Consider the following 23,576-nt stretch of genomic DNA (forward strand, 5'->3'; position numbering starts at 1 on the left):
CGGGGCGGCGGCGTTGTCTTGGCGAATCGCGACAGGGTTAACCCGCGTTGGCGGCCCGCCACGCGCCGGGGGATTGGCCATGCCGGGCGCGAAACGCCCGCGTAAAGCGCGAGATGTCGGGAAAGCCCGCCATGGCGGCAATGCCGGTCACGGTCATCCGCGGGCAGGCCCGCAACAGCGCGCGGGCATCGGCCATGCGGGCCGATTCGATGGCACCCGATGGCGTCTGTCCCAGATCGGCCAGCGCGCGCTGCAACTGGCGCAGATGCACCCCAAGGTCCAGCGCCAGCCGCGCCGGGGTCAGGGCCGGGTCGCGGCTGCCGGCGGCGATCAGGGCAAGGGCGGTGGCGGCCAGCCCGGTGCCCGGCGGAACCTGCCCGCGCGCCGCCAGTTGCAGCAGCCGCAGCATCCGGTCCGGCCCGTCGCGGTCCAGCCGTGCCACGGCCCGCGCCAGCGCCAGCCCCGCAGCCGACCCGCCGCGCAGCACCAGCCCGCCCGTCAGCCCCGCGCCCCGCGTCACCTCGTGCGGCAGATGCAGCGAGACCTGCCGCGCCGCCGCGCGATAGCCAAAGACAGACGGGCGGGCGGAATCGGCCAGAAAGAAATCGCCGGGGGACAGATCGGCCCGGCTACCATCCTGATCCATCCGCGCCCGGCCCGCGCATTGACGGATCAGGAACAGATGTCGCCCCGGATCGCGGCGGATCGCCCCGGTGTCGCGGCTGATGGCCCCCGGTGGCGCGCTGACGGCAACAAGGTCCAGCCCGCCCGCCGACCCCCGCAATACCCGACCGGTCCCTGCCGGGGCGTGGGCGGGGCCGGCGGTGACCTGAAACCGGCCACAGGCGGCGATCAGCGCGTCCTGAAAACCGCGCGGCCCCGTTCTGCCTGCCTGCCTGTCCATTCGCCCCCCTTCGCCAGCTGCCTTGCGCCGCGCGATCCCCCCGGTGGCGCGCCCGCCGGCAAAGCCCACCCTGACGCAGCCAGCGGCGTTTTGTCAAAGCCGGGCATCATGCCGCAGCCCGCCAACATCCCCGCCGCGCCCTTTTCTTTTCAGCCCCCCGGTCCCAGATTGGTTTTGAACCGGATGGTGAAAAAACATTTGTCAGGACGACGAATCGCCGTATAACTAACCGAACGGTCGGTCAAAGGGTTTGGAGGCCCCGCGCCCGGCACGCACGAATGAGGAGGGATTCCATGGCCGAGGCTTTCATCTGCGACGCGGTGCGCACACCGATCGGGCGCTATGGCGGGGCACTGTCGACGGTGCGCGCCGACGATCTGGCGGCGCTGCCGCTGAAGGCCCTGATGGATCGCAACGCCAGCGTGGATTGGGCGGCGGTGGATGACCTGATCTATGGCTGCGCCAATCAGGCGGGCGAAGATAACCGCAATGTCGGCCGCATGGCGGCGCTGCTGGCCGGGCTGCCGACCAGCGTGCCGGGCACCACGGTGAACCGGCTGTGCGGGTCGGGCATGGACGCCATCGGCATGGCCGCGCGGGCGATCCGCGCCGGCGACTGCGATATGGTCATTGCCGGCGGCGTCGAAAGCATGTCGCGCGCGCCCTTCGTGATGCCCAAGGCGGAATCGGCCTTTTCGCGCGCCAATGCGGTTTACGACACCACCATCGGCTGGCGGTTCGTGAACCCGAAGATGAAGGCACAGTTCGGCGTCGATTCGATGCCCCAGACCGCCGATAACGTGGCGGATGACTACAACGTCTCGCGCGCCGATCAGGACGCCTTTGCCGCGCGCAGTCAGGCGCGCTGGGACGCGGCGCAGAAGGCCGGTGTTTTCGCGGATGAAATCGTCCCCGTCACCATCCCCCAGCGCAAGGGCGATGCGGTGATCGTGGATACCGACGAGCATCCCCGCCCCGGCACCAGCGTCGACAAGCTGGCGACGCTGAAAGGCGTCAATGGCCCCGACAAGACGGTGACGGCGGGCAATGCCTCGGGCGTCAATGACGGTGCTGCGGCGGTTGTCATCGCGACCGAAGAAATGGCCCGCGCGCAGGGCCTTACCCCGCGCGCCCGTGTCGTCGCCATGGCCGCCGCCGGGGTCGAGCCGCGGATCATGGGCATCGGCCCCGCGCCCGCGGCGAAAAAGGTTCTGGCCCGCGCCGGGATGACCATCGACCAGATGGATGTGATCGAACTGAACGAAGCCTTCGCCAGTCAGGCGCTGGCCACGCTGCGCGACCTTGGCCTGCCCGACGACGCGGCGCATGTGAACCCCAATGGCGGCGCGATCGCCATCGGCCACCCCTTGGGCATGAGCGGCACCCGCCTTGTCGGCACCGCCATGTATCAGCTTCACCGGACCGGCGGGCGCTTTGCGCTGTGCACCATGTGCATCGGCGTCGGTCAGGGCATCGCCATGATTATCGAGCGCGTCTGACCGCGCACAGGAGGAGGAGGACCGGACATGTATGCACAGATGGTCAAGACCGACAGCGACCGCGTAAAATCGCTGGACGAGATGACCCCCGAAGAGCGTGCCTTTCAGGAACGTATCAACGCGGGTGAAAAGATCGAACCCAAGGACTGGATGCCCGAGGGCTATCGCAAGACGCTGATCCGCCAGATCGGCCAGCACGCCCATTCCGAGATCGTCGGCCAGCTGCCCGAAGGCAACTGGATCACCCGCGCCCCCACACTGGAACGCAAGGCGATCCTGCTGGCCAAGGTGCAGGACGAGGCCGGTCACGGCCTGTATCTGTATTGCGCCGCCGAAACGCTGGGTGTCTCGCGCGATGAGCTGCTGGAAAAGTTGCATAACGGCAAGATGAAATATTCGTCGATCTTTAACTATCCGACGCTGAATTGGGCTGATATCGGCGCGGTCGGCTGGCTGGTCGATGGCGCGGCGATCATGAATCAGGTTCCGCTGCAACGCACCAGCTTTGGCCCCTATTCGCGCGCCATGATCCGCATCTGCAAGGAAGAATCCTTCCACCAGCGGCAGGGCTATTCCATCATGATGAAAATGGCCGCCGGCACGCCGGACCAAAAAGCCATGGCGCAGGATGCGATGAACCGGTTCTGGTATCCGGCGCTGATGATGTTCGGCCCGTCGGACAAGGACAGCATCCATTCCGCACAGTCGATGAACTGGAAGATCAAGATCAACACCAATGACGAATTGCGTCAGAAATTCGTCGATCAGACGGTGCCGCAGGCCGAATATCTTGGCCTGACCATTCCCGACCCGGACCTGAAATGGAACGAGGAAAAGGGCGGCTATGATTTCAGCGAACCCGACTGGTCCGAATTCTTCGAGGTCATTCAGGGCAACGGCCCGTGCAACAAGGAACGTCTGGGCGCCCGCGTCAAGGCGTGGGAAGACGGTGCCTGGTATCGCGACGGCCTGATGGCCCATGCCCGCAAACAGGCCGCCCGCCGGGTTGCCGCCGAATAAGCCGCGTCCCCACGCGGCATGGAAACGCGCCACACACGGACAAACGGGCGGCCGCCGCCCGTTCCCTGACAGCGAGACATGAGGGAGGATACACCATGTCCAGCGAATGGCCCCTTTGGGAGGTCTTTATCCGCGGCCAGCACGGCCTGAACCACCGTCACGTCGGCAGCCTGCACGCGCCCGATGCCGATATGGCGATCAAGCACGCCCGCGACGTTTATACCCGCCGCAATGAAGGCGTGTCGATCTGGGTGGTCGAATCGGCGCATATCACGGCCTCGTCGCCCTCGGATAAAGGGCCGCTGTTTGAACCCTCGAACAGCAAGGTTTACCGCCACCCGACCTTTTACGACATCCCGGAAGAAGTGGGGCATATGTGATGCCGTCGCTGTCTGATGTCGCAACCCCCGACGCCGCCAAGCTGGCCCGACAGGCCGCCGCGGCACAGGGGCAGACCCCGCAGCCCGACCTGCCCGATGTCGATCAGGACGCCCTGACCGAATTTCTGCAGCGCATGGGCGACAACACCCTGATCCTTGGGCATCGCTGTTCCGAATGGTGCGGCCATTCCCCGGTGCTGGAAGAGGACATCGCGCTGGCCAATATGGCGCTGGACCTGATCGGGCAAACCCAGCTGTGGCTGGGTCTGGCCGGCGAGGTCGAGGGCAAGGGCCGCGATGCCGACAAGCTGGCCTATCGCCGCGATGCCTGGGATTTCCGCAACCTGTTGCTGGTGGAACGTCCCAATGGCGATTTCGGCGCCACCATCATGCGTCAGTTCCTGTTCGACGCGTGGCATTTCCACATGCTGACCGCGCTGACCCAATCGGCCGATCATCGCGTGGCGGAAATCGCCGCCAAGGCGCTGAAAGAGGTGTCCTATCACCTTGAACGGTCGTCCGAACTGGTGATCGCGCTGGGGGATGGCACCGATGAAAGCCACCAGCGGATGCAGGATGCGCTGGACGACCAGTGGACCTATGCCGGTGAAATGTTCCTGACCGACGACACCGACCGCACGGTTGCCGCCGCGGGCATCGCGCCCGACCCGGCCAGCCTGCGCGCGGCATGGGACAAGACCCTGGCCGAGGTGCTGGACGCCGCAACGCTGAAACGTCCCGAAACCGACTATGTCCACAAGGGCGGTCGTCAGGGGCGGCACACGGAACATCTTGGTTATATCCTTGCGGATATGCAGTTCCTTCAGCGTGCCTATCCCGACGCCGAATGGTAATGCCATGCAGGTTTCGACCGAACAGATCTGGGATTGGCTGGCCGAGGTGCCGGACCCCGAGATCCCGGTCATCTCGCTGACCGATCTGGGGATTATCCGCGATGTCGAATGGCAGGATGACACGCTGGTCGTGACAGTCACGCCGACCTATTCTGGCTGTCCCGCGACCAGCATCATCAACCTGGATATCGAAACCCATCTGCGGGCCAGGGGTATTGACAAGCTGCGTCTGGAACGCCGCCTGTCGCCACCCTGGACCACCGACTGGATCAGCGACGAAGGCCGCGAGAAACTGCGCGCCTATGGCATCGCACCGCCCATCGACGGCACCGCCGCCGATGGCCAGATCGCGGGCCGGATCGCCGCGCTGACGGGGCAGGGCAACCGCACCGTCGCCTGTCCGCGCTGCGGGTCGACAAATACCCGCCGCGTCAGCCAGTTCGGATCGACCCCCTGCAAGGCCAACTGGCAGTGCAACGACTGCCTTGAGCCGTTCGATTATTTCAAATGCATCTGAGGATGCCCCGATTTTGGTAAGGAACGCCTATGTCCCGCTTCCATCCACTGACCGTAACCGACATCCGCCGCGATACGCGCGATGCCGTGGTCGTCACGCTGCAACCCGGTGCTGACGCCGATTTCACCTTTACCCAAGGCCAATACCTGACCTTCCGCCGCGATTTCGACGGCGAGGAACTGCGCCGGTCCTATTCCATCTGTGCCGGGCTTGACGATGGCGCGCTGCGCGTCGGCATCAAGCGGGTCGATGGCGGTGCCTTCTCGACCTGGGCCAACGAGGACCTGAAGGTCGGTGACACGGTCGAGGCCATGCCCCCGATGGGCCGGTTCTTCACCGCGCTCGACCCCGCCAGCGCGCGCCACTATCTGGGGTTTGCCGGCGGGTCCGGCATCACCCCGGTGCTGTCGATCATCAAGACCGTGCTGGCGCGCGAACCCCAAAGCCGCTTTACGCTGGTTTACGCCAACCGCCAGGTCAGCTCAATCATGTTCCGAGAGGAACTGGAGGATCTGAAAAACACCTATCTTGGGCGGTTCTCGGTCATCCATGTGCTGGAAGCCGAGGCGCAGGAGATCGACCTGTTCACCGGCCGCATCGACGCCGCCAAGATGGACGCGCTGTTCGAAAACTGGCTGGATGCCGATGACATCGACACCGCCTTTATCTGTGGGCCGGAACCGATGATGCTGGCCATTGCCGACAGCCTGCGCAAGCACGGGCTGGACGACGCGCAGATCAAGTTCGAACTGTTCGCCAGCTCGCAACCGGGGCGGGCGGCCAAGCGGGCGGTCAGCAAGGATGCCGCGCATTCGGGCAATACCACCACCGCCACCATTACGCTGGACGGCACCACCCGCACCTTCCAGATGCCCAAGGATGGCGAAAGCCTGCTGGACGCCGCGCTGGGGGCCGATCTGGATGCGCCCTATGCCTGCAAGGCGGGCGTGTGTTCGACCTGCCGCGCAAAGGTGCTGGAAGGCGAGGTCGACATGGTCACCAACCACGCGCTGGAAGATTACGAGGTCGCGCAGGGCTATGTTCTGACCTGCCAGTGTTTCCCGCTGACCGACAAAGTCGTCGTCAGCTATGATGAATAAGGGGGCCGTGTCATGACTGGAATGAACATTCAGGACTATCTGGAACAGGGCGGCAAGCTGACCTCGCCGGAAAACGTGCCGCCGCGCTATCGCGGGGAACTGATGCGGCTGATGGCGTCCTTCGTCGACAGCGAACTGGCGGCAGCGGCGGGGTTTGCCGATGCGATCAACGACGCGCCCGGCATCCGTAACCGCATTGCGGCGGCGCAGATCGTGCAGGAAAAGCTGGCCAATGCCGGTAAGGTGCTGGCGGTGATGTCCGAATTCGGCGCCGATACCGCGCGCTATGACAACCAGCACACATGGTCGGCGCGGATGGACCGCCACGCCGATCTGGCGGCGGCCCGCCACGGCGGCGACATGCGGCTGTCGGTATTCCACTATCCGGTGCAGGGCTGGATCGACGCCGTGGTGCTGCAATTCCTGATGGGTCTGGCCACCGATGTGCAGATGTCCGACATGACCCGCGTGTCCTATGCCCCGCTGGCCGATGCCTTCCGCGACATCGCCCTGCGCGAGGCCCATCACACCGACATGGCGCGGCAGGGCCTGTCCCTGATCGTCGACACCACCGAGGGCCGCAGTCAGGCCGGTCAGTCCGTCGGTTATTGGTTGCCGCGGGTCGAGGCCGCCTTTGGTCAGGCCGGGTCGCAGCGCTTTGAAACCCTGCGCAAATTCGGCCTGCGCCACAGCCCGAACGAAGACCTGCGCGATACATGGCGCGCCAAGGCGGCCGATGAACTGGCCGCGCTGAAACTGAACTAAGGACGTTCACATGAATGACCAATCGAACACGCCCCGCGTGCTGCAAAGTTATGTCTGCGGGGAATGGCGCACAGGTGCGCGCGATGGCAAACCGTTGTTGAATGCCGCCACCGGGGAACCGGTGGCGCTGATCGACGCATCGGGGCTGGATTACGCCGGCGCGCTGGATTACGGGCGCCGCGTGGGCGGCACCGCGCTGCGCAAGCTGACCATCCACCAGCGCGCGCTGATGCTGAAGGAAATCGGCCTTAAGCTGCTGGATATGAAGGAAGATTTCTATCGCGAAAGCCTGTGGACCGGGGCGACCCGCGCCGATGGCTGGGTCGATATCGAGGGCGGCATCGGCACCATGCTGACCATGGCCAGCAAGGCCCGCCGCGAATTGCCCAATACCCGCATTTTGACCGACGGCCCGGTCGAGGCCCTGTCGCGCGATTCCAGCTTTTCGGGCCAGCACATCCTGACCCCGATGCAGGGCGTGGCAATTCACATCAACGCTTTCAACTTCCCGATCTGGGGGATGCTTGAAAAGATCGCGCCCAACCTGATCGCCGGGATGCCGGCACTGGTCAAACCGGCCAGCCAGACCGCCTATCTGACCGAACTGATGGTGCGCCGGATCGTCGATATGGGCATCCTGCCCGATGGCGCGCTGCAACTGGTCAGCGGCTCGGCGGGCGATATGCTGGACCATGTGACCTGTCAGGACGTCGTGACCTTCACCGGCTCGGCCAGCACCGGGCGGATGCTGAAAACCTCGGGCGCGATTGTGGAAAACAGCGTCCGCTTCACGATGGAGGCCGACAGCCTGAACGCCTCGGTCCTGGGACCGGACGCCGCGCCGGGCACCGAGGAGTTCGACCTGTTCATCAAAGAGGTCGCGCGCGAGATGACCACCAAGGCGGGCCAGAAATGCACCGCCATCCGCCGCGCCATCGTGCCCGCCGACCGGGTCGAGGCCGTCACCGCCGCCCTGCGCGACCGGCTGGCCAAAACCACGCTTGGCGACCCCGCGGTCGAGGGCACGCGCATGGGCCCGCTGGCCAGCCTTGACCAGCGCGACGAGGTGCGCGAGCGGATCGCGGATCTGCGCGCCAACGCACAGATCGTCATCGGTGACCCCGAGGATGTGCGTGTGGCCTCGGGCAGTGCCGAAAACGGGGCCTTCCTGAACCCGGTGGTGCTGGTCGCGGACGACCCCTTCGCCGCCTGCGCCGCCCATGACGTCGAGGCTTTCGGCCCCGTCGCCACGATCATGCCCTATGACGGCATCGAACAGGCGGTGGAACTGACCCATCGCGGCAAAGGCTCGCTGGTGGCCTCGGTCTTTACCGATGACAAAACCGTGGCCGCGGAAATGGTGCTGGGGCTGGCCCCGATGCATGGCCGCGTCCTGATCGGCAATCGCCGCAGCGCCAAATCCTCGACCGGGCATGGCAGCCCGCTGGCCCCGCTGGTCCATGGCGGCCCCGGCCGCGCCGGCGGCGGCGAGGAATTGGGCGGGATGCGCGCGGTCAAACACTATATGCAGCGCAGCGCCGTTCAGGGCGCCCCGCGCCTGCTGACCGCCGTGACCGGCATCTGGTCCGAAGGCGCCGATGCACAACAGGGCACACACCCGTTCCGCAAATCGCTGGCCGAGTTGCAGATCGGTGACCAGCTGGTGACCGATGCGCGCGAAATCACCAAAGATGACGTGGAACATTTCGCCCATTTCACCGGCGACACCTTCTATGCCCATATGGACGAGGCCGCCGCCAGGGCGAACCCGTTCTTTGACGACCGCGTGGCGCATGGCTATCTGATCGCGTCCTTCGCGGCGGGCCTGTTCGTCGAACCGAATCCCGGCCCGGTTCTGGCCAATTACGGCGTAGACAACCTGCGCTTCCTGACCCCGGTCTATTTCGGGGACAGCCTGCGCGTGCGCCTGACCTGCAAAGAGATCAACCCGCGTGAAAATGCCGATTACGGCGAGGTGCGCTGGGACTGTCAGGTCACCAACCAGAAGGACGAGGTCGTCGCCCAATATGACGTGCTGACCATGGTGGCCAAGACCTGGGGCTGACGCCCCGGCCCACCCCATGCACGGCGCGTGGGGTCGACCCGCACTGCCACAGCCCCCGGCGCGTCGCCTGTTGTCGCGCCGGGGGTTTGCGTTTCTTCGTTGTCCAAATACCCGGCCCACGTCGCCACCTGCACCGGGGTCGATGGGTATTTCAGCAACGAAGAAACCCCTTTGCCCCCCATTGCTGTGTGGTTCAGCCCCGCGCCCCGGCTCGCCCAAAGGTGAAGCGGCGACGGATTGACCCCCGCCGCCCCGCCCCGCGATAGAGGGGGCACAAGAACAGGCCGGGCAGGGGGGCGGATAATGCGGATTTCCGGGGTTTTGGGGGCGGGGCTGGCGCTGATGCTGGCGGGGTGTGTGGCCCCCGTGCCGGTGGCGGCGCCACAGCCGGGGACGACGATGCGGGTTGCGCAGGGCGCACCCATTACTATTCGCAACGACAAGGGCGGCAATGTCATGCAAATGGTCGCGCGGCGGCAACAGCTGGCGGCCAGCGGGCGGCCGGTTCAGATCCGGGGGGTCTGTTCGTCGGCCTGCACGATGCTTCTGTCGCTGCCCAATGCCTGTCTGGCGCCGGATGCCTCGGTCGGGTTCCACGCCCCGCGCCTGCCCGGCACGCAGGTGATTCCGCCGCTGGTCGATCAGATCATGGCGCAGTATTACCGCGCCGGCATTCTGTCGCGCTGGAACGAAGACTGGAAATACCGGCTTGAGATGACGCGGATTTCCGGCCGCGAGGCCGCGCGGCTGGACCCGCAGATCCGGTTGTGCCCGCCCGGCTGATAGCGCCGGGATGCCTTAATTACTTGACTGTTTTGCTTTTGTGCGCCATATCGCGGCCCGATCAGCCAGCGCCTTGTCGTCAGCCAGAACCCGTCCGCAATGCCCGTCAGGGCCAGCGGGCAAAATGAAAAATGGTGATGGCATGACGGATAGGGCAATGATGGGGTTCAGGGCAGCGGGTCTGGCGCTGGCGGTGCTGGTCGCGGGACCGGTCAGCGCGCAGCAGACCGGGGCGGCGGCCCCGGTTCAGGCCGGCCCCGCAGACCCGGCCCCGGTTTCCGCCACCGCCCCCGATGTCAGCCCTGACGCCGCCGCGCCCATGCCCGCGCCCGAGGCTGCGGCGCTGTCTGCTGCCACCCCGCTGCCTGCTGCGCCGGTGCCTGTCAGCCCCGCCCCCACCACCGATGCAGCGGCCCCTGCTGCCGGGGCGGCGGGCCCGTCCGTCGCTTTGGCCCCCGTGGCAGGCGGCGATGATGCGGCGGCCAACCCGACCCTGCCGCATGACCTGTCGCCCTGGGGCATGTTCATGGCCGCCGATATTGTGGTGCAGGGGGTAATGGTCGGGCTGGCCTTTGCCTCGGTCGTGACCTGGACGGTGTTGCTGGTCAAGATGCTGGAACTGTGGGGCGCGGGGCGGCGGGCGGCGCGCAGCCTGCGGATGATCGCGGATGCCGACAGCCTGCATGACGCGCTGGTGCGCACCGGCAAGCGCCGCGATCCGGCCAGCGCCATGATCCGCGCCGCCGTGGGGGAATATGACCGCAGCCTGCCCGCTGTTGCGCAGGCTGGCGGCGCGGGCCTGAAAGAACGTGTGACATCGCATCTGGCGCGGATCGAGGCGGTCGCGGCGCGGCGCATCGCGCGTGGCACCGGGGTTCTGGCCACCATCGGGTCCACCGCGCCGTTTGTCGGGCTGTTCGGCACCGTCTGGGGCATCATGAACAGCTTTATCGGTATTTCGCAGGCGCAGACCACCAATCTGGCGGTGGTTGCGCCGGGCATTGCCGAGGCCCTGCTGGCCACCGCCATCGGTCTGGTGGCGGCGATTCCGGCGGTGGTGATCTATAACCTGTTTGCGCGGGTGATCACCGGCTATCGGCTGCGGCTGGCCAATGCGGCGGCGGGGGTCGAACGGCTGGTCAGCCGCGATCTGGACCTGCGCAGCAGCATGGGGGCCTGAGGTCATGGCGGGCGGCATTCGCGAAACCGACGACCTGGTCGAAAACCACGAGATCAACGTCACCCCGTTCATTGACGTGATGCTGGTGCTGCTGATCATCTTTATGGTGGCCGCGCCGCTGGCGACGGTGGATGTGCATGTCGACCTGCCGGTCTCGAACGCGACCCCGGCCAAGCGCCCGGACGAACCGGTCTGGCTGACGGTCGGGCCGGATCTGTCGCTGACGCTGGGGAATGATATCGTGTCGCAGGCGGGTCTGGCGCAGGCGCTGGCGCAGGCCACCGGGGGCGACCATGACAGGCGGGTGTTTCTGCGCGCCGATCAGGCGGTCAGCTATGGCGATCTGATGAATGTGATGAATGCGCTGCGTCAGGCGGGCTGGCTGAAAATTGCGCTGGTCGGGCTGGAGGGTGCCGAGGCCGCCCCGGCAGCGGGCGACCAGCCGACATGAGCGCGGCGCGCAAGGCCCTGCGGGACGGGGCGGTCTGGGGCATCGCCGGTCTGGCGGTGATCGCGGCGCATCTGGGGGCGGGTTACGCCCTGTCGCGGGTGACGGTGGTGGGTGCGGTGCCCGGCCTGCCCGACGCCATACATATCGACATGGAGGCCCTGCCGCCCAAGGGCGATGCGCTGGACACCACCCCCGACAGCGAGGATCTGGCATCCGAGGAATCCAGCCCCGAACAGCCCGAGGAAACCGAACCAGAGCCCGCGCCACAGCCCGAGCTTGCCCCCCCCGCGCCGGATTTCCTGCCGCCGCCGCTGACCGAATTACCGCCGTTAAGCGACCTTGCGCTGGCTGACGCGGCTGTGCTGCCGCCGGTCAGCGATGCCCGCCCGGTGGCGCGGCCCGACCGGCCCAAGCCGGAACCCAAACAGCGCGCCAAGGTCCAGCCAAAGGTTGATCGCAAACCGGCGAAGGACAAGCCCAAACCCCCCGCCGCGCAGGCGTCCAGCCGCAGCGGCCAGCGCGGCGACCCCGATGGGGTGCGGACGGGCCGCGACAGCCGGGGCGATGGCGCCAGCCGGGCACAGGTCGCCAGCTGGCAGGCGCAGGTCGGGGCGCGCATCATCCGCCATATGCAGCGCACCCGCGTTCAGGGGCGCGGCCAGCGGGTCAGCATCAATATGCGCATTACCATTGCGGCCAATGGCTCGGCCACCGGGCAGTTGGGGCGATCCACCGGGGATGCGCGGATGGACGCGGCGCTGCGGCGTCAGGCGGCGCGGCTGCCACGGCTGCCGGCACCGCCGGGCGGGCGGCCGGTGACGGTGACCCTGCCGGTGACGATTGTCTTCCGCTGACCGGGGTGCCGGGGGCGGGTCCGGGATTGGGTATTTGGGCAACGAAGAAACCCGCTGCGGCGTGGTTTCCGCACTGTGCAACCGGGTGACGCGGCGGGGTGTCGCGTCGTGAGTGGGCAACAAGAAAGGGGCCGCACGGGGCGGCCCCTTCCCTTGGGACGGCGGTGATTATTTGGCCGGGGCGTCCGAGGCATTGGCCATCAGATAGTCCATGACCAGTGCCTGTTCGGCCTCGTCCAACCCGGCGCGGGGGAACATCGACGGTGTGATGCCCTTCCACTGAAGCTGGGTAAAGGCACCGGGGTCGCGCGGGCCGTGACAGACCGTGCAGCGTTCAAAGAACAGCTTTTCGCCCGGCGTCATATCGGCATACAGCGCCTCGGTCAGGGCGGTGATGCGGTCCAGCGCCAGCTTGTCCTCGGGCAGGTCGGGCATCTCGGCGCCCTCGATGATGGCCGGCTTTTCATAGGCGGTGTTCGGGCCTTCCGGGTCCTCGCATTTGCGCATACTGACAAGGCAGGTATTGGCCGTGGTCGCCTGCGACAGCCCCGAAGACCGCTGGGTCGAGGTCAGGAAATTCGCCAGACCCGAGTTGCAGCGCCCCTTGCTGTCAAGCTGTGGCCATGCGCCTTCATAGATCGACACCACGCCGGGCATGATCTCGTCCGAGACGACAGCCCCGGCGATGACGGTGCCGCGGTCGTTATACAGTTCGACCAGATCGCCATCCTCGATCCCGCGGGATGCGGCGTCTCCGGCGTTGATGCGCACCGGCTCCCGGCCCTGCACCTTATAGATGCCGCGCAGGGTTTCGGACTGGTCCATCTGGCTGTGCAGGCGGAACCACGGGTGCGGGCTGACCATGTGCAGCTGACCGTCCCTGGCGTTGCCCAGGTATTCATGCGGTTCCATCCAGACCGGCATACCGGGGCAGTCGTCCAGTTTCTGATCCGCGATATTGGCGCAGAACATTTCGATCCTGCCGGATTTGGTGTGCAGCGGATGGGCCACCGGGTCGGTATAGAAATCGCCGTGGCGCACCCATTGGCGGGCCTCTTTGGGCATTTCAAGCCGGACGAAACCCTGTTCCCAGAATTCCTCGAACGGCATGACCTTGGCCGCGTCGGAACGGTCGTAAGACGCCTGAACGTGGTCGATAATGTCCAGCCCTTCGGTGAACTGCGTCCACAGGTCCAGCTTGTCGGCCAGATCGGCGAAGATCTCGTAATCCGGTTTGCTTTCCCCGATCGGGTCGATGACCTTTTTCATCGCATAGACGCGGTCATTCGAATAGGTCCCGCCCGAGCTGATATCGTCGCGTTCCAGCGTCGAGCAGGCGGGCAGAACAATATCGGCCCACCGCGTTGCCGCCGTCCACCACACGTCCTGCGACACGATGGTTTCAACTTTTTGCAGCGCCTTGATCAGCCGGTTGGTGTCCTGCTGGTGCGACATGAAGTTGTTGCCGGCGTTATAGATCATCCTGACGTCGGGATAGACGCCCTTGTTGCCGTTATAGACAAAGTCCATGCCGGGGTTTTCCAGCATTTCCGTAATGCGCGAGGCCGGGCAGATGCCCTTGACCAGGTTGCGGCCCTGCGACAGGCCGGTCGGCACCGCCTTGCCCGATTGCGGCATCCCGCCGCTGCCATAGTGCCACGAAAAGCCCACGCCTTCGCCCGGCTTGCCGATCTTGCCGCACAGCGCGGAAAAGTTGATGATCGCCCAATGGGTCATTTCGCCGTGATGGGCGCGTTGCAGCGACCATGCGCCCGCGATCTCGGTGCGTTTGGTGGCCATCAGCTCGGCCAGTTCGCGGATCTTGGCGGCCTCGATCCCGGTGATGGCGGCGGCCCATTCGGGGGTTTTCGGGGTGCCGTCATCCTCGCCCTTCAGATAGGCGATATACTGATCGGCGCCGACAGTGTATTTGTCCAGATAGGCCCGGTCTTCCAGACCTTTTTCCAGCACATGATAGCCCATGGCCGCGAACAGCGCCACGTCGGTATTGGGCACGATGCGCACCCAGTCGGCATTCAGATATTTGTCCGATGCCGTGCGCTGCGGGTTGATCGAGATGAACCGGGTGCCGTTATCGCGGATTTCCTCCCACGGGGCATACATGCCGTGATCCGCGACGCTGAATTCGATGCGGTTGTTCTTGATCGGGTCACAGCCGACCAGCACGAAGACCTCGGTATGATCGCGGATGACCTCCCACGCGGTTTGCGCGGAATAAACCTCCATATCGCCGATAATATGCGGCAGGCTGATCTGCGACGCCCCGCCGGACCAGTCGCCCTGGGTGTTGGTGCAGCCCCCCAACAGGTTGAAGAACCGGCCCTGCAACACGTTGGGTTTCATGATCCCGGCATGGGCCCACCCGCCATAGGACGAGCTGAAGATCGCCTCGTTGCCATGCGTTTCGACGGTGTCCAGAATCGCCTTGGCGACCAGGTTCAGCGCGGTATCCCAGTCGGTCTGGACATACTCTTCCTTGCCGCGCAGTTCGGGCTTGGTGTCGCCGCTGTCCCAGCCTTCCAGATAGGATTTGCGCACCATCGGATAGTCGATGCGCGATTTGTCATAGACGCGGTCCTTGACGCCATAGGCCAGCATTTCGGTCGGGCGCGCGTCCAGATCCATCAGGCTGTTGATGCCGACAATCTGGCCATCCTTCACCACGGCCTCGAACGGGCCGAAATGGGTGGCGTGGAAAACCCGCCCGGTGAACGAGTTGGGGTCAATGGATGCCAGCGCGGTCGAGGACATCAGCCGCGCCGAACCCAGCGCGGCGGCGGTGCCGATCAGGAACCCGCGGCGGGTGGGGGAATGAAAGGTCATGGCAACCTCCTTTTGAATTCGCTGGCGTCACCCTAGCACAGGCAGGGCGAAAATTCTTGACTTGGACCAAAAGCTGCTGTGCAAGAATGTAAAGAAATGTAACAACCCGGTCCACCCGATGCCCGCACATATCGTCATTGTCGAGGACGACCCGATCACCCGCCGCCGCCTGTCGGCCTATCTGTCGGCCAATGGCTATCGCGTGACCGAGGCCCCCGATGCCGACACGATGGAACAGATCATCGACACCGACCCGCCGGAATTGCTGATCGTGGACATCAACCTTGACGGCAAGGACGGGCTGACCATCACCCGCGAACAGCGGTCCCGCTCGCAGGTGGGGATCATTCTGCTGACCAGCCGCGATGACCAGATCGACCGGATCGTGGGGCTGGAAATGGGCGCGGATGATTACGTCACCAAGCCCTTTGACAAGCGCGAATTGCTGGCCCGCGTCAAGAACCTGCTGACCCGGATCGCGGCCATCGGGCAGGCCCCGGACGGGCCGGCGCCCCTGTCCGATTTCGGGCGCTGGCGCTTTGACCGTATCCGCCGGCGGCTGGTTTCGGCACAGGGTGTGGTGCCGCTGACGCGGTCGGAATTCGACCTGCTGCACGCGCTGACCGCCCGCCCCGGCATTACCCTGTCGCGCACCCGCCTGTTCGAGGCCATCGGTCAGCCCAACGCCGCCCCCGACAATCGCAGCATCGACGTGCTGGTCGGCCGCCTGCGCCGCAAGATCGAGGATGACCCCGCCGCCCCGGACTGGCTGTTGACGGTGCATGGGCAGGGCTATGTCTTTGCCGACCCGCGCGCAGCGGCACAGCGCGGCGCCTGAACCCGCAGCCCGCGCCCGGCGACAGGACGGGGGTCAATGACCCTTCGCGCCGTGGCCAGACCAGCGGTCAGCCCTTCACCCGTGCCCAAGGCCGCGCTTTAGCCGTTATAACCGCAGGTCCAGCCGCGCCGCCGCCGCGCGCAGCGCCTGCGCGGCCTGATCGGCCAGCGCGGGCAGGGCGGCCAGCGCTGCCTTGGGGGTCTGGCCGTCGCGGGCGGCGGCCTCGATCGCGGCCAGATGCGCGGTCAGCCCGTCCAGCGCAAAATTCGCCGCCGCCCCTATCAGCCGATGCGCGCGGGCGCGGATTGTGTCGGTGGCCAGCCCGGCCTGTGCCAGCCCGGAAACCGCCGCAGGCAGGTCGGCCAGAAAGGCGCGGACCAGATCGGCGGTGATGTCGGCACCGATATCGGCGCAATCGGCGCGCAGGCTGGCGGTCACCGGGTCATCTGCGCCCCCCTCTGCCGGGGGAACCTCGGGCGGGGAAACGGCTGTCGGCACGGGATGCGGCTCTGGCGCGTCGGGCGGCGGGGGTGCGGCGGCAATGTCGGGGGTCAGCAGCGCCGCCAGCATCCGGGCCGAGGCCGGCTTGACCAGCACCTGATCCACCGCCAGCCGCTGGCGCGTGGCGGCATCGTCCCCCGGCATCGAGGCCGTCAGCGCCACCCGTCGCGCCGGATGCCCCGCCCTGCGCAGGGCCGCCGCGACCTGCGCGCCATCCATATCGGGCAGGCCAAGGTCGATCAGGATCAGATCAAATTCCCCTGCGGGCGCCTGACCCGGACCCGCAGCGGGGTCAAGCGCCAGCCGCAGCGCCTCGGCCCCGGTGGCGGCCTCGGTCACCTCGGCGCCAAGCCGCTCAAGACAGCCGCGCGCCACCATCCGGTTCACCGGATGATCGTCGATCACCAGAACCCGGATCGGGGCGGCGTGCCTGCGGGTTTCTTCGTTGCCCAAATACCCGGCCGCGCCCGCCACCATTGACCGGGCCTGATGGTCGCGTCCCGCCGCCACCTGTTCCGGGTCGCCAAAGGCCAGCGGCACGGTCAGGGTAAAACACGACCCCGCCCCCGGCGCGCTTTGCACCACCAGCCCGCCGCCCATGGCCTGCGTCAGCCGCTGCGCGATGGCCAGCCCCAGTCCCAGCCCCTCGATCCCGCGTTCAGGGTCGGCGCGCTCATAGGCGCTGAACACCCGCGACACGGTGTCCGGGCGCATACCGGGGCCGGTGTCGCGCACCGCCAGCGACAGCACCGGCTGGCCCGCGTCATCCTGCGCCAGATCGACCGACAGGCTGACCCCGCCCTGCGCGGTGTATTTCACCGCGTTCGAGATCAGGTTCAGCATCACCTGACGGATCTTGCCGGCATCGCCATACAGCGTCACCGGTCCCTGCGCCGACAACCCGCTGCGTGCCTGCAAACCCTTGGCGGCGGCTTGGGCGCGCAGATGACCGTCCAGCTGACCGACCAGCGCGCGCAGGTCGAAATGGCTGCGAATCAGCGCGTCACCCTGTGGCGGGGCGGCGGAAAAGGTCAGGATGTCATTGACCAGCGCCAACAGATCCGCCGCCGACTGGCGCGCGATGCGGGCGCGGTCGCGCTGTGCGGCGGGGGCCTGTTCCAGATCGGCCTCCAGCAGGTCCAGCATCCCCAGCACGCCATTCAGGGGGGTGCGGATCTCGTGGCTCATGCGGGCCAGAAAATCGGTCTTGGCGCGGCTGGCGGCCTCGGCGCGGTCGCGGGCGGCGTCATGGGCCTGCATTTCGGCCACCAGATCGCCGGTGCGCACGCGCACGGCCTGTTCCAGATCGCGGCGCAGACGCCGTGCCTGTTCCGAGCGCTGGCGCAGGATCTCAAGCGCGCGTTCCATGCGCCCGATCTCGTCCTCGCCGCTGATCGCGATTGGCCCGTCATGGCGCCCGCGCGCCACGCTGACAATGGCCGATGACACCGCCGCCAGCCGCGCCACGATGCGCCGCCGGGCAAAGCGCCACGCCGCCAGCCCCCCGGCCAGCGCCAGCGCCAGCAGCCCCGCCAGCCCGGCCAGCCCGATGCGGGCACTGGCCTGAAGCCGTTCCAGCTTGCGGTCGGTCTGTGCCAGAACCTCGGTCTCGGCGCGATGGGCGGCGCTGGCCAGCCCGGCCAGATTGGCGCGCAGCCCGGTCAGCGCCGCGTCCAGCCGCATCCCGGTGGCGATCAGCCGGGACTGGCGCTGAAATGCCCCCTCCGGTCCGGTGCTGGCCATCAGCGCCGCGACCAGTTCGGCCCCCCGGCTGCGCGCCGTCTGCCCCGGCATATCGGCCAGCCGGGCACGCGCCAGCCGCATTGCCTGTGCCAGATCTTCGCGCAGCCGCAGCACTTGCGCGCTGTTGGTCTGGTCGCGCAGCGCAAACAGCACCGCCCCGGCCTGTGCCACGGCACCCGACAATTCGGTCAGCCGTTCAAAGGCAAAGAAATCGCGGTCGGCCAGCGCGTCAAGCCGGGCGCGGGTGTCGCGGCCCGGATGGGCATACAGGTCAGCGATGCCGGCGGTGACGCGGATGCGGGCGATGTCGATCTGGCCTTCGGCCAGCGCGGCCAGTTCGGCCTGTTGCGGGATCAGCCGCGCCAGCGCCGCGTCCAGCGCCGCCACCTGGTCCAGCCGGTCGCGGGCGCGGGCGTGCAGCGTATCCATCCGCGCCCGCAACGTGTCGGTGCGCAGGGTGCTGGCCAGCCCCGGCCCGGCATCCGTGCCCTGCGGGGTCAGCACCCGCGCCGCGGCGGCAATGCGGTCCAGACCCTGATGCAGCTGACGATGCACCTGTTCCAGCGCCTCGGGGCTGTCGGCGCGGCCATAGGCGGGGGCCAGTTCCGCCAGCCGGACGCTTTGCGCGGCCAGGGCGCGGGCGGCCTCGGCGGCGGGCAGATTGCGCTGGATCAAGGCGCGGCTTTGTGCGCTTTGATACAGGTTCGCCCCAATCGCGGCGACACCAACCAGCAGGGACAGCCCCAGAATGACGGCCATCACCCGCAATAATTGTTTGTCGAAACCGCTGTGCCTCATGTCCCGGTTCTATGCCGCGCTGCGCGGTGCGGCAATCGCCCTGCTGCTGGCGGTATCGGGGCCTGTTACCGCGCAACCCGCCGCAACCGGTGCCGAGCTGTGCGTGCTGGTGCCGCATTTCAAGGATGAATACTGGATCAGCGTCGGCTTCGGGCTGGAGGCCGAGGCCCGCCGCCGCCATTTGTCGCTGTCACTGCACGAGGCCGGGGGCTATCGCGCGCTGGACCGGCAGATTGCGCAGCTTGATGCCTGCGCGGCAGATGATTCGGCGGCGGTGCTGATCGGTGCGGTGTCGCGCGACGACCCGGCGCTGTTGGCAGCGGTGGCGCGGGCGGCGCGGGTCAAGCCGGTCTGGGGGCTGGTCAACGCGCTGGATTCGCCCGATCTGGCCGGGCGTGTCGGCGTCGACTGGCGGCAAATGGGCGCGGCGGTGGGCGATTACCTGCGCGCGCGCCACCCCAGTGGCGGGCCTCAGGTGACGGCGGTGCTGATCTCGGGTCCGGTTCAGGCGGGCTGGACACCGCTGGTCGAGGGCGGCTTGCGCGCGGCGCTGCGCAACAGCGCGGTCCGGCTGGCTTGGGTGTTCAGCGCCGATACCGGCCTGCGCCAGCAGATGGTTCAGGTCGAGGCCGCTTTATCGCTGGACCCGGCCCCGGATTACATCATCGGATCGGCCCCCGCGATCGAGGCCGCGATGGGTCTGCTGCGCGGGCGGGCGGGGCCGCAGCCGGTGCTGATTGCGACCTATGTCAGCCATTCGATGCGGCGCGGTCTGCAAAACGGGCAGGTGGCCGCGCTGCCTTTCGATGACCCGGTGCGGCAGGGTGAGATGGCGGTGGCGCGGGCCAGCGGCGCGGTCGGTGCCGATGATCCGCCGCTGGCGGTGCGGCTGGTGGGGCAGGGGGATGCGGCGGGCCTGCGCCTGTCGCCCGCCGGATATATGCCGCCGATCCGCTGAAGGGGGTGGGGTGCTGATATCCATTCCTCCGCCTGATCGCGCGGCTGATCCGCCGCCTGCGCATTCGCCGCGAAACCGCCCGCAGGGTGACAGCCCCGCCGCCCCACGCCTGACCGCGTGGCGGCTGTTCTTTCCGCTGGCCGCGCTGGCGGCGGCGCTGTGGCCGCTGTTGCCCGTGATGCTGGGGCAGGGGACCGGGGGGCACGCGCTGGTGCTGGTGCCGGGTCTGGCTGGTGCGGCAATGGCCGGATATGCGCTGACCGCGCTGCCGGGCTGGGATGGCGGGCCGGTGCCGGCACCTGCGGCGCTGACAGGGCTGGCGGCGGTCTGGCTGGCGGGGATGATCGGCGTGGCATTGGGGGCGGGGCTGGCGATCTGGCCCTTTGCGCTGGGGCTGGCCGCGCTGTTGCTGCGCCGTCGCCACGGCAAGCGGCGGCGGCTGGCGGTGGCGGGTGTGATGTTGGCGCTGGCGGGGCTGGTGACGCTGGGGGCTGCGCGACCGGCGGTGCTGTTGGTCGCGGCGCTGATCGCGGGCATTGGCGGGCGCGCGGTTCCGGCCTTTCTGGCCAGTGCGGCCAGGGCCCCCACCCCGCCGCTGGACCGTGCTGCGCAGGCGCTGCCGGTTGTGGCGCTGGCCGGGGCGGTCTGGCCGCCGCTGGCGCTGGTCGCGGCGGGGCTGGCGCTGGCACAGATGCGGCGCTGGCCGTGGCGCGGGATGCGCCCGGCGGGGGCGTTGCTGGTGGCGGGCTGGCTGTGGCTGGCACTGGGTCTGGCGCTGTGGGGTCTGGCGGGGCTGACCCCGGCGCTGTCGCCGCTGGCCGGGCTGCACGCGCTGGCGATGGGGGCGATGGGCGGCATGATCATGGCGATTGGCGGGCGCGCGGGCTTTCCCCGCCAGAACGGCATTCCGGCGGCACCACCGCTGGCGATTGCGGCGGGTCTGGCAGTTGGGCTGGCCTGCCTGTTGCGGCTGGCGGCGGTGCTGACGGGTGACGCGGCCTTGCTGCTGATGGCGGCGGCGCTGTCGTGGTCGCCTGGCTGGCTGGTCTGGCTGGCGATGCTGGTGCCGCATTTGCGCGGCCCGGCGATCCGCCCTGCCTTTTCGGGCCGGGTGACGCCGGATTGACCGCATGTCAGTTGGACAGTTCCGGCGCGGGGGCTTAAAACCCCCCGAAACCATCAGGAAGCACCCATGACCGATGATCCCCGCCCGATTCTGAAACTGGACCGGATCAGCCGCCGCTTTGGCGCCACCTGCGCGCTGGACGCGGTGTCGCTGGACATCCGGCGCGGCGAGGTGGTCTGTCTTGTCGGGCCGTCGGGTTGCGGGAAATCCTCGCTTTTGCGGCTGATCGCGGGGGTGGATGTGCCCGACAGCGGTGCCATCACGCTGGATGGCCGCCAGATCGCCGGGCCGGACGGCTTTGTCGAGCCGGAAAACCGCCATGTCGGCTTTATGTTTCAGGATTACGCGCTGTTTCCGCACCTGACCGTGCGCGACAATATCCTGTTCGGGCTGAAACACCTGCCCCGCGCACAGGCCGCCGCACAGGCCGATGCGGTGATCGCGCGCATCGGGCTGGGGGCCTTGGTGGCGCGTTACCCGCACACCCTGTCGGGCGGCGAACAACAGCGCGTCGCGCTGGCCCGTGCTCTGGCGCCGCAGCCGCTGGTGCTGTTGATGGACGAGCCGTTTTCGAACCTTGACCGCGGTCTGCGCGAATATGTCCGCGAGGAAACGCTGGCCACGCTGCGCGATATGGGCGCGACCGCGATCATCGTCACCCACGACCCCGAAGAGGCCCTGTCCGTGGGTGACCGCGTGGTGCTGATGCGCGATGGCCGGGTGGTGCAGGCGGGCACCGGTTATCAGCTGTATGACCGGCCCAATTCGATTTACGCGGCGCGGTTTCTGGGGCCGTGCAACCAGTTGCCCGCACAGGTCGCGGGCGGCCGGGCGCGCACCGCGTTGGGCGATTTTGCCGCACCCGGCTTTGCCGAGGGGGCAGCCGTGGTGGTCTGTATCCGTCCGCAGGCGCTGTTCCCGGTCGAGATTTGCGCCGATCACATCACCGCCGATCAGCGCGGCACCCTGACCGACCGCGCCTTCATGGGCGAGGTCGAGCAACTGACCCTGCGCGTCGCCGGGCTGGACCAGCCGGTGCGGATGCGCACCACGCGGCGCCTGAACAGCATGATGGGCGAGGTGGTGCGCTTTGGTGTCGACACCAAACAGGTGATGATCTTCCCGCCCGAGGCTGACAGCGCCCCTACCCCGGTTGCCCGCAGCTGATCGCGGCACCCGTCCCCGGCACGACGCGGCGCGACGCTGCACCGGTCGGGGCGGATGGTCAGGCATTGACGGCAAGCCCCGGCAAGTCCGACTAAAATTCTTGGCAAAATACTTGACCGGAAAACTTAGATATGGCACCCGGTCAGGAATATGGCGCCGCGGCGCCCCGTTTCGTGACCTGAATGAGGCCGTATCATGACTGCTTTTCCCGCCCTGCGTCTGACCCTGATGGGTGGTGTTCTTGCCGCTGTCGCCGCCCCGGCGCTGGCTGATGAGGTCAATATCTATACCACGCGCGAGCCGGGGCTGATCCAGCCGCTGCTGGACGCCTATACCGAAAAGACCGGCGTCAAGGTCAACACCGTGTTCATGAAGGATGGCCTGCCCGAGCGCGTGGCCTCGGAAGGGGCCAGCTCGCCCGCGGATATTCTGATGACGGTCGATGCCGGTAAACTGGCTGATCTGGTCGACAAGGGCCTGACCCAGCCGGTCGATTCGGCGGTGCTGACCGATGCGGTGCCGGAAAACCTGCGCGACCCCGGCCATAACTGGTTCGCCCTGTCGATGCGCGCCCGTGTGCTGTATGCCGCCAAAGATCTGGATCTGGACCATTTCCATTACGCCGATCTGGCCGACCCGAAATACAAGGGCAAGGTCTGTATCCGGTCGGGCCAGCATCCGTATAACACGGCGCTGTTCGCCGCCTATGACGTGCATCATGGGGCCGAGGCCACGCAAAGCTGGCTGGCCGGCATCAAGGACAATCTGGGGCGCAAGGCCGGCGGGTCCGACCGCGAGGTCGCCAAGGATATTCTTGGCGGGATCTGCGACCTTGGCTTTGCCAATTCCTATTATGTCGGGCTGATGCGGTCCGGTAAGGGCGGCGAGGAACAGAAAGCCTGGGGTGACGCGATCAAGGTCATCCTGCCGACCTTTGAAAACGGCGGCACGCATGTGAATATCAGCGGTGCCGCGGTGGCCAAAAACGCCCCGCATCGCGATCAGGCGGTGGCGCTGCTGGAATATCTGGTCTCGGACGAGGCGCAAAAGATCTATGCGCAGGCGAATTACGAATACCCGATCAAGCCGGGTGTCGCCGTGGACCCGATCATTGCCGAATTTGGCGAACTGAAGGTCGACCCGACCCCGATGACCGAAATCGTCGCCAAGCGCAAAGAGGCCAGCGAGCTGGCTGAAAAAGTCGGCTTCGACAACTGATCACGCAAAGG

20 protein-coding genes are annotated in these 23,576 nt (G+C 67.2%); 17 read left to right on the forward strand and 3 right to left on the reverse strand.

Annotation, left to right across the window (positions count from 1 at the left end):
* Positions 1 to 37 precede the first annotated feature (37 nt).
* Entirely contained in the window at positions 38 to 904 is an 867-nt protein-coding gene (locus ACFXP9_RS13135) for a helix-turn-helix domain-containing protein (protein ID WP_397208856.1), read from the reverse strand.
* Positions 905 to 1,197: 293 nt separating this feature from the next.
* Here ACFXP9_RS13135 and pcaF point away from each other — a divergent pair, with 293 nt between their 5' ends.
* From pcaF to ACFXP9_RS13195, 12 genes are all read left to right on the forward strand, one after another.
* Positions 1,198 to 2,403, forward strand: a complete 1,206-nt coding sequence (pcaF, locus tag ACFXP9_RS13140) for a 3-oxoadipyl-CoA thiolase (RefSeq protein WP_397208855.1) — start codon at positions 1,198 to 1,200, stop codon at positions 2,401 to 2,403.
* A gap of 27 nt (positions 2,404 to 2,430) precedes the next feature.
* Positions 2,431 to 3,423, forward strand: a complete 993-nt coding sequence (gene paaA, locus ACFXP9_RS13145; protein WP_397208854.1) for a 1,2-phenylacetyl-CoA epoxidase subunit PaaA — start codon at positions 2,431 to 2,433, stop codon at positions 3,421 to 3,423.
* 95 nt (positions 3,424 to 3,518) lie between these two features.
* Positions 3,519 to 3,803 carry a 1,2-phenylacetyl-CoA epoxidase subunit PaaB gene (gene paaB, locus ACFXP9_RS13150; RefSeq protein ID WP_397208853.1) on the forward strand — a complete coding sequence of 95 codons (285 nt, stop codon included), beginning with the start codon at positions 3,519 to 3,521 and terminating at the stop codon, positions 3,801 to 3,803.
* Complete coding sequence (paaC, locus tag ACFXP9_RS13155) at positions 3,803 to 4,657, forward strand: 1,2-phenylacetyl-CoA epoxidase subunit PaaC (RefSeq protein ID WP_397208852.1); 855 nt, start codon at positions 3,803 to 3,805, stop codon at positions 4,655 to 4,657. The genes paaB and paaC overlap by 1 nt, the downstream gene beginning before the upstream one ends.
* Before the next feature lie 4 nt (positions 4,658 to 4,661).
* Complete coding sequence (paaD, locus tag ACFXP9_RS13160) at positions 4,662 to 5,174, forward strand: 1,2-phenylacetyl-CoA epoxidase subunit PaaD (protein ID WP_397208851.1); 513 nt, start codon at positions 4,662 to 4,664, stop codon at positions 5,172 to 5,174.
* 29 nt (positions 5,175 to 5,203) lie between these two features.
* The gene (gene paaE / locus ACFXP9_RS13165; protein ID WP_397208850.1) at positions 5,204 to 6,274 is read left to right on the forward strand and encodes a 1,2-phenylacetyl-CoA epoxidase subunit PaaE; all 1,071 of its coding nucleotides are present in this window, start codon (positions 5,204 to 5,206) and stop codon (positions 6,272 to 6,274) included.
* A gap of 12 nt (positions 6,275 to 6,286) precedes the next feature.
* The gene (locus ACFXP9_RS13170) at positions 6,287 to 7,039 is read left to right on the forward strand and encodes a Phenylacetic acid catabolic protein (protein WP_397208849.1); all 753 of its coding nucleotides are present in this window, start codon (positions 6,287 to 6,289) and stop codon (positions 7,037 to 7,039) included.
* A gap of 10 nt (positions 7,040 to 7,049) precedes the next feature.
* Complete coding sequence (gene paaZ, locus ACFXP9_RS13175) at positions 7,050 to 9,104, forward strand: phenylacetic acid degradation bifunctional protein PaaZ (protein WP_397208848.1); 2,055 nt, start codon at positions 7,050 to 7,052, stop codon at positions 9,102 to 9,104.
* Positions 9,105 to 9,407: 303 nt separating this feature from the next.
* On the forward strand, positions 9,408 to 9,887 hold the full coding sequence (locus ACFXP9_RS13180) for a hypothetical protein (protein WP_397208847.1): 480 nt from the start codon (positions 9,408 to 9,410) through the stop codon (positions 9,885 to 9,887).
* Positions 9,888 to 10,029: 142 nt separating this feature from the next.
* Positions 10,030 to 11,067 carry a tonB-system energizer ExbB gene (gene exbB / locus ACFXP9_RS13185; protein ID WP_397208846.1) on the forward strand — a complete coding sequence of 346 codons (1,038 nt, stop codon included), beginning with the start codon at positions 10,030 to 10,032 and terminating at the stop codon, positions 11,065 to 11,067.
* A 4-nt stretch (positions 11,068 to 11,071) separates the two neighbouring features.
* Positions 11,072 to 11,518, forward strand: coding sequence for a TonB system transport protein ExbD (gene exbD, locus ACFXP9_RS13190; protein ID WP_397208845.1), 447 nt, complete (start codon positions 11,072 to 11,074; stop codon positions 11,516 to 11,518).
* Complete coding sequence (locus ACFXP9_RS13195) at positions 11,515 to 12,372, forward strand: energy transducer TonB family protein (protein ID WP_397208844.1); 858 nt, start codon at positions 11,515 to 11,517, stop codon at positions 12,370 to 12,372. The genes exbD and ACFXP9_RS13195 overlap by 4 nt, the downstream gene beginning before the upstream one ends.
* A gap of 168 nt (positions 12,373 to 12,540) precedes the next feature.
* Here ACFXP9_RS13195 and ACFXP9_RS13200 read toward each other — a convergent pair whose 3' ends face one another.
* On the reverse strand, positions 12,541 to 15,216 hold the full coding sequence (locus ACFXP9_RS13200; protein ID WP_397208843.1) for a molybdopterin-dependent oxidoreductase: 2,676 nt from the start codon (positions 15,214 to 15,216) through the stop codon (positions 12,541 to 12,543).
* A 118-nt stretch (positions 15,217 to 15,334) separates the two neighbouring features.
* Between ACFXP9_RS13200 and ACFXP9_RS13205 the strand changes: the two genes are divergently transcribed.
* Entirely contained in the window at positions 15,335 to 16,054 is a 720-nt protein-coding gene (locus ACFXP9_RS13205) for a response regulator (RefSeq protein WP_397210273.1), read from the forward strand.
* A 105-nt stretch (positions 16,055 to 16,159) separates the two neighbouring features.
* On the opposite strand, the gene ACFXP9_RS13210 is transcribed toward ACFXP9_RS13205, so the two are convergent.
* A complete protein-coding gene (locus tag ACFXP9_RS13210; protein WP_397208841.1) occupies positions 16,160 to 19,096 on the reverse strand; it encodes an ATP-binding protein in 2,937 nt (978 codons plus the stop codon).
* Here ACFXP9_RS13210 and torT point away from each other — a divergent pair.
* The 4 genes from torT to ACFXP9_RS13230 all read left to right on the forward strand — a co-directional run bounded on the left by torT (position 19,047) and on the right by ACFXP9_RS13230 (position 23,565).
* Entirely contained in the window at positions 19,047 to 20,054 is a 1,008-nt protein-coding gene (gene torT, locus ACFXP9_RS13215; RefSeq protein ID WP_397208840.1) for a TMAO reductase system periplasmic protein TorT, read from the forward strand. The genes ACFXP9_RS13210 and torT overlap by 50 nt on opposite strands.
* A gap of 10 nt (positions 20,055 to 20,064) precedes the next feature.
* Positions 20,065 to 21,180, forward strand: coding sequence for an NnrS family protein (locus ACFXP9_RS13220; RefSeq protein ID WP_397208839.1), 1,116 nt, complete (start codon positions 20,065 to 20,067; stop codon positions 21,178 to 21,180).
* A 66-nt stretch (positions 21,181 to 21,246) separates the two neighbouring features.
* The gene (locus ACFXP9_RS13225; RefSeq protein WP_397208838.1) at positions 21,247 to 22,347 is read left to right on the forward strand and encodes an ABC transporter ATP-binding protein; all 1,101 of its coding nucleotides are present in this window, start codon (positions 21,247 to 21,249) and stop codon (positions 22,345 to 22,347) included.
* A gap of 195 nt (positions 22,348 to 22,542) precedes the next feature.
* On the forward strand, positions 22,543 to 23,565 hold the full coding sequence (locus ACFXP9_RS13230; protein WP_397208837.1) for an extracellular solute-binding protein: 1,023 nt from the start codon (positions 22,543 to 22,545) through the stop codon (positions 23,563 to 23,565).
* Positions 23,566 to 23,576: the final 11 nt, after the last annotated feature.

It is taken from the genome of Paracoccus jiaweipingae (genome assembly GCF_044335505.1).
Taxonomy (GTDB): Bacteria; Pseudomonadota; Alphaproteobacteria; order Rhodobacterales; family Rhodobacteraceae; genus Paracoccus.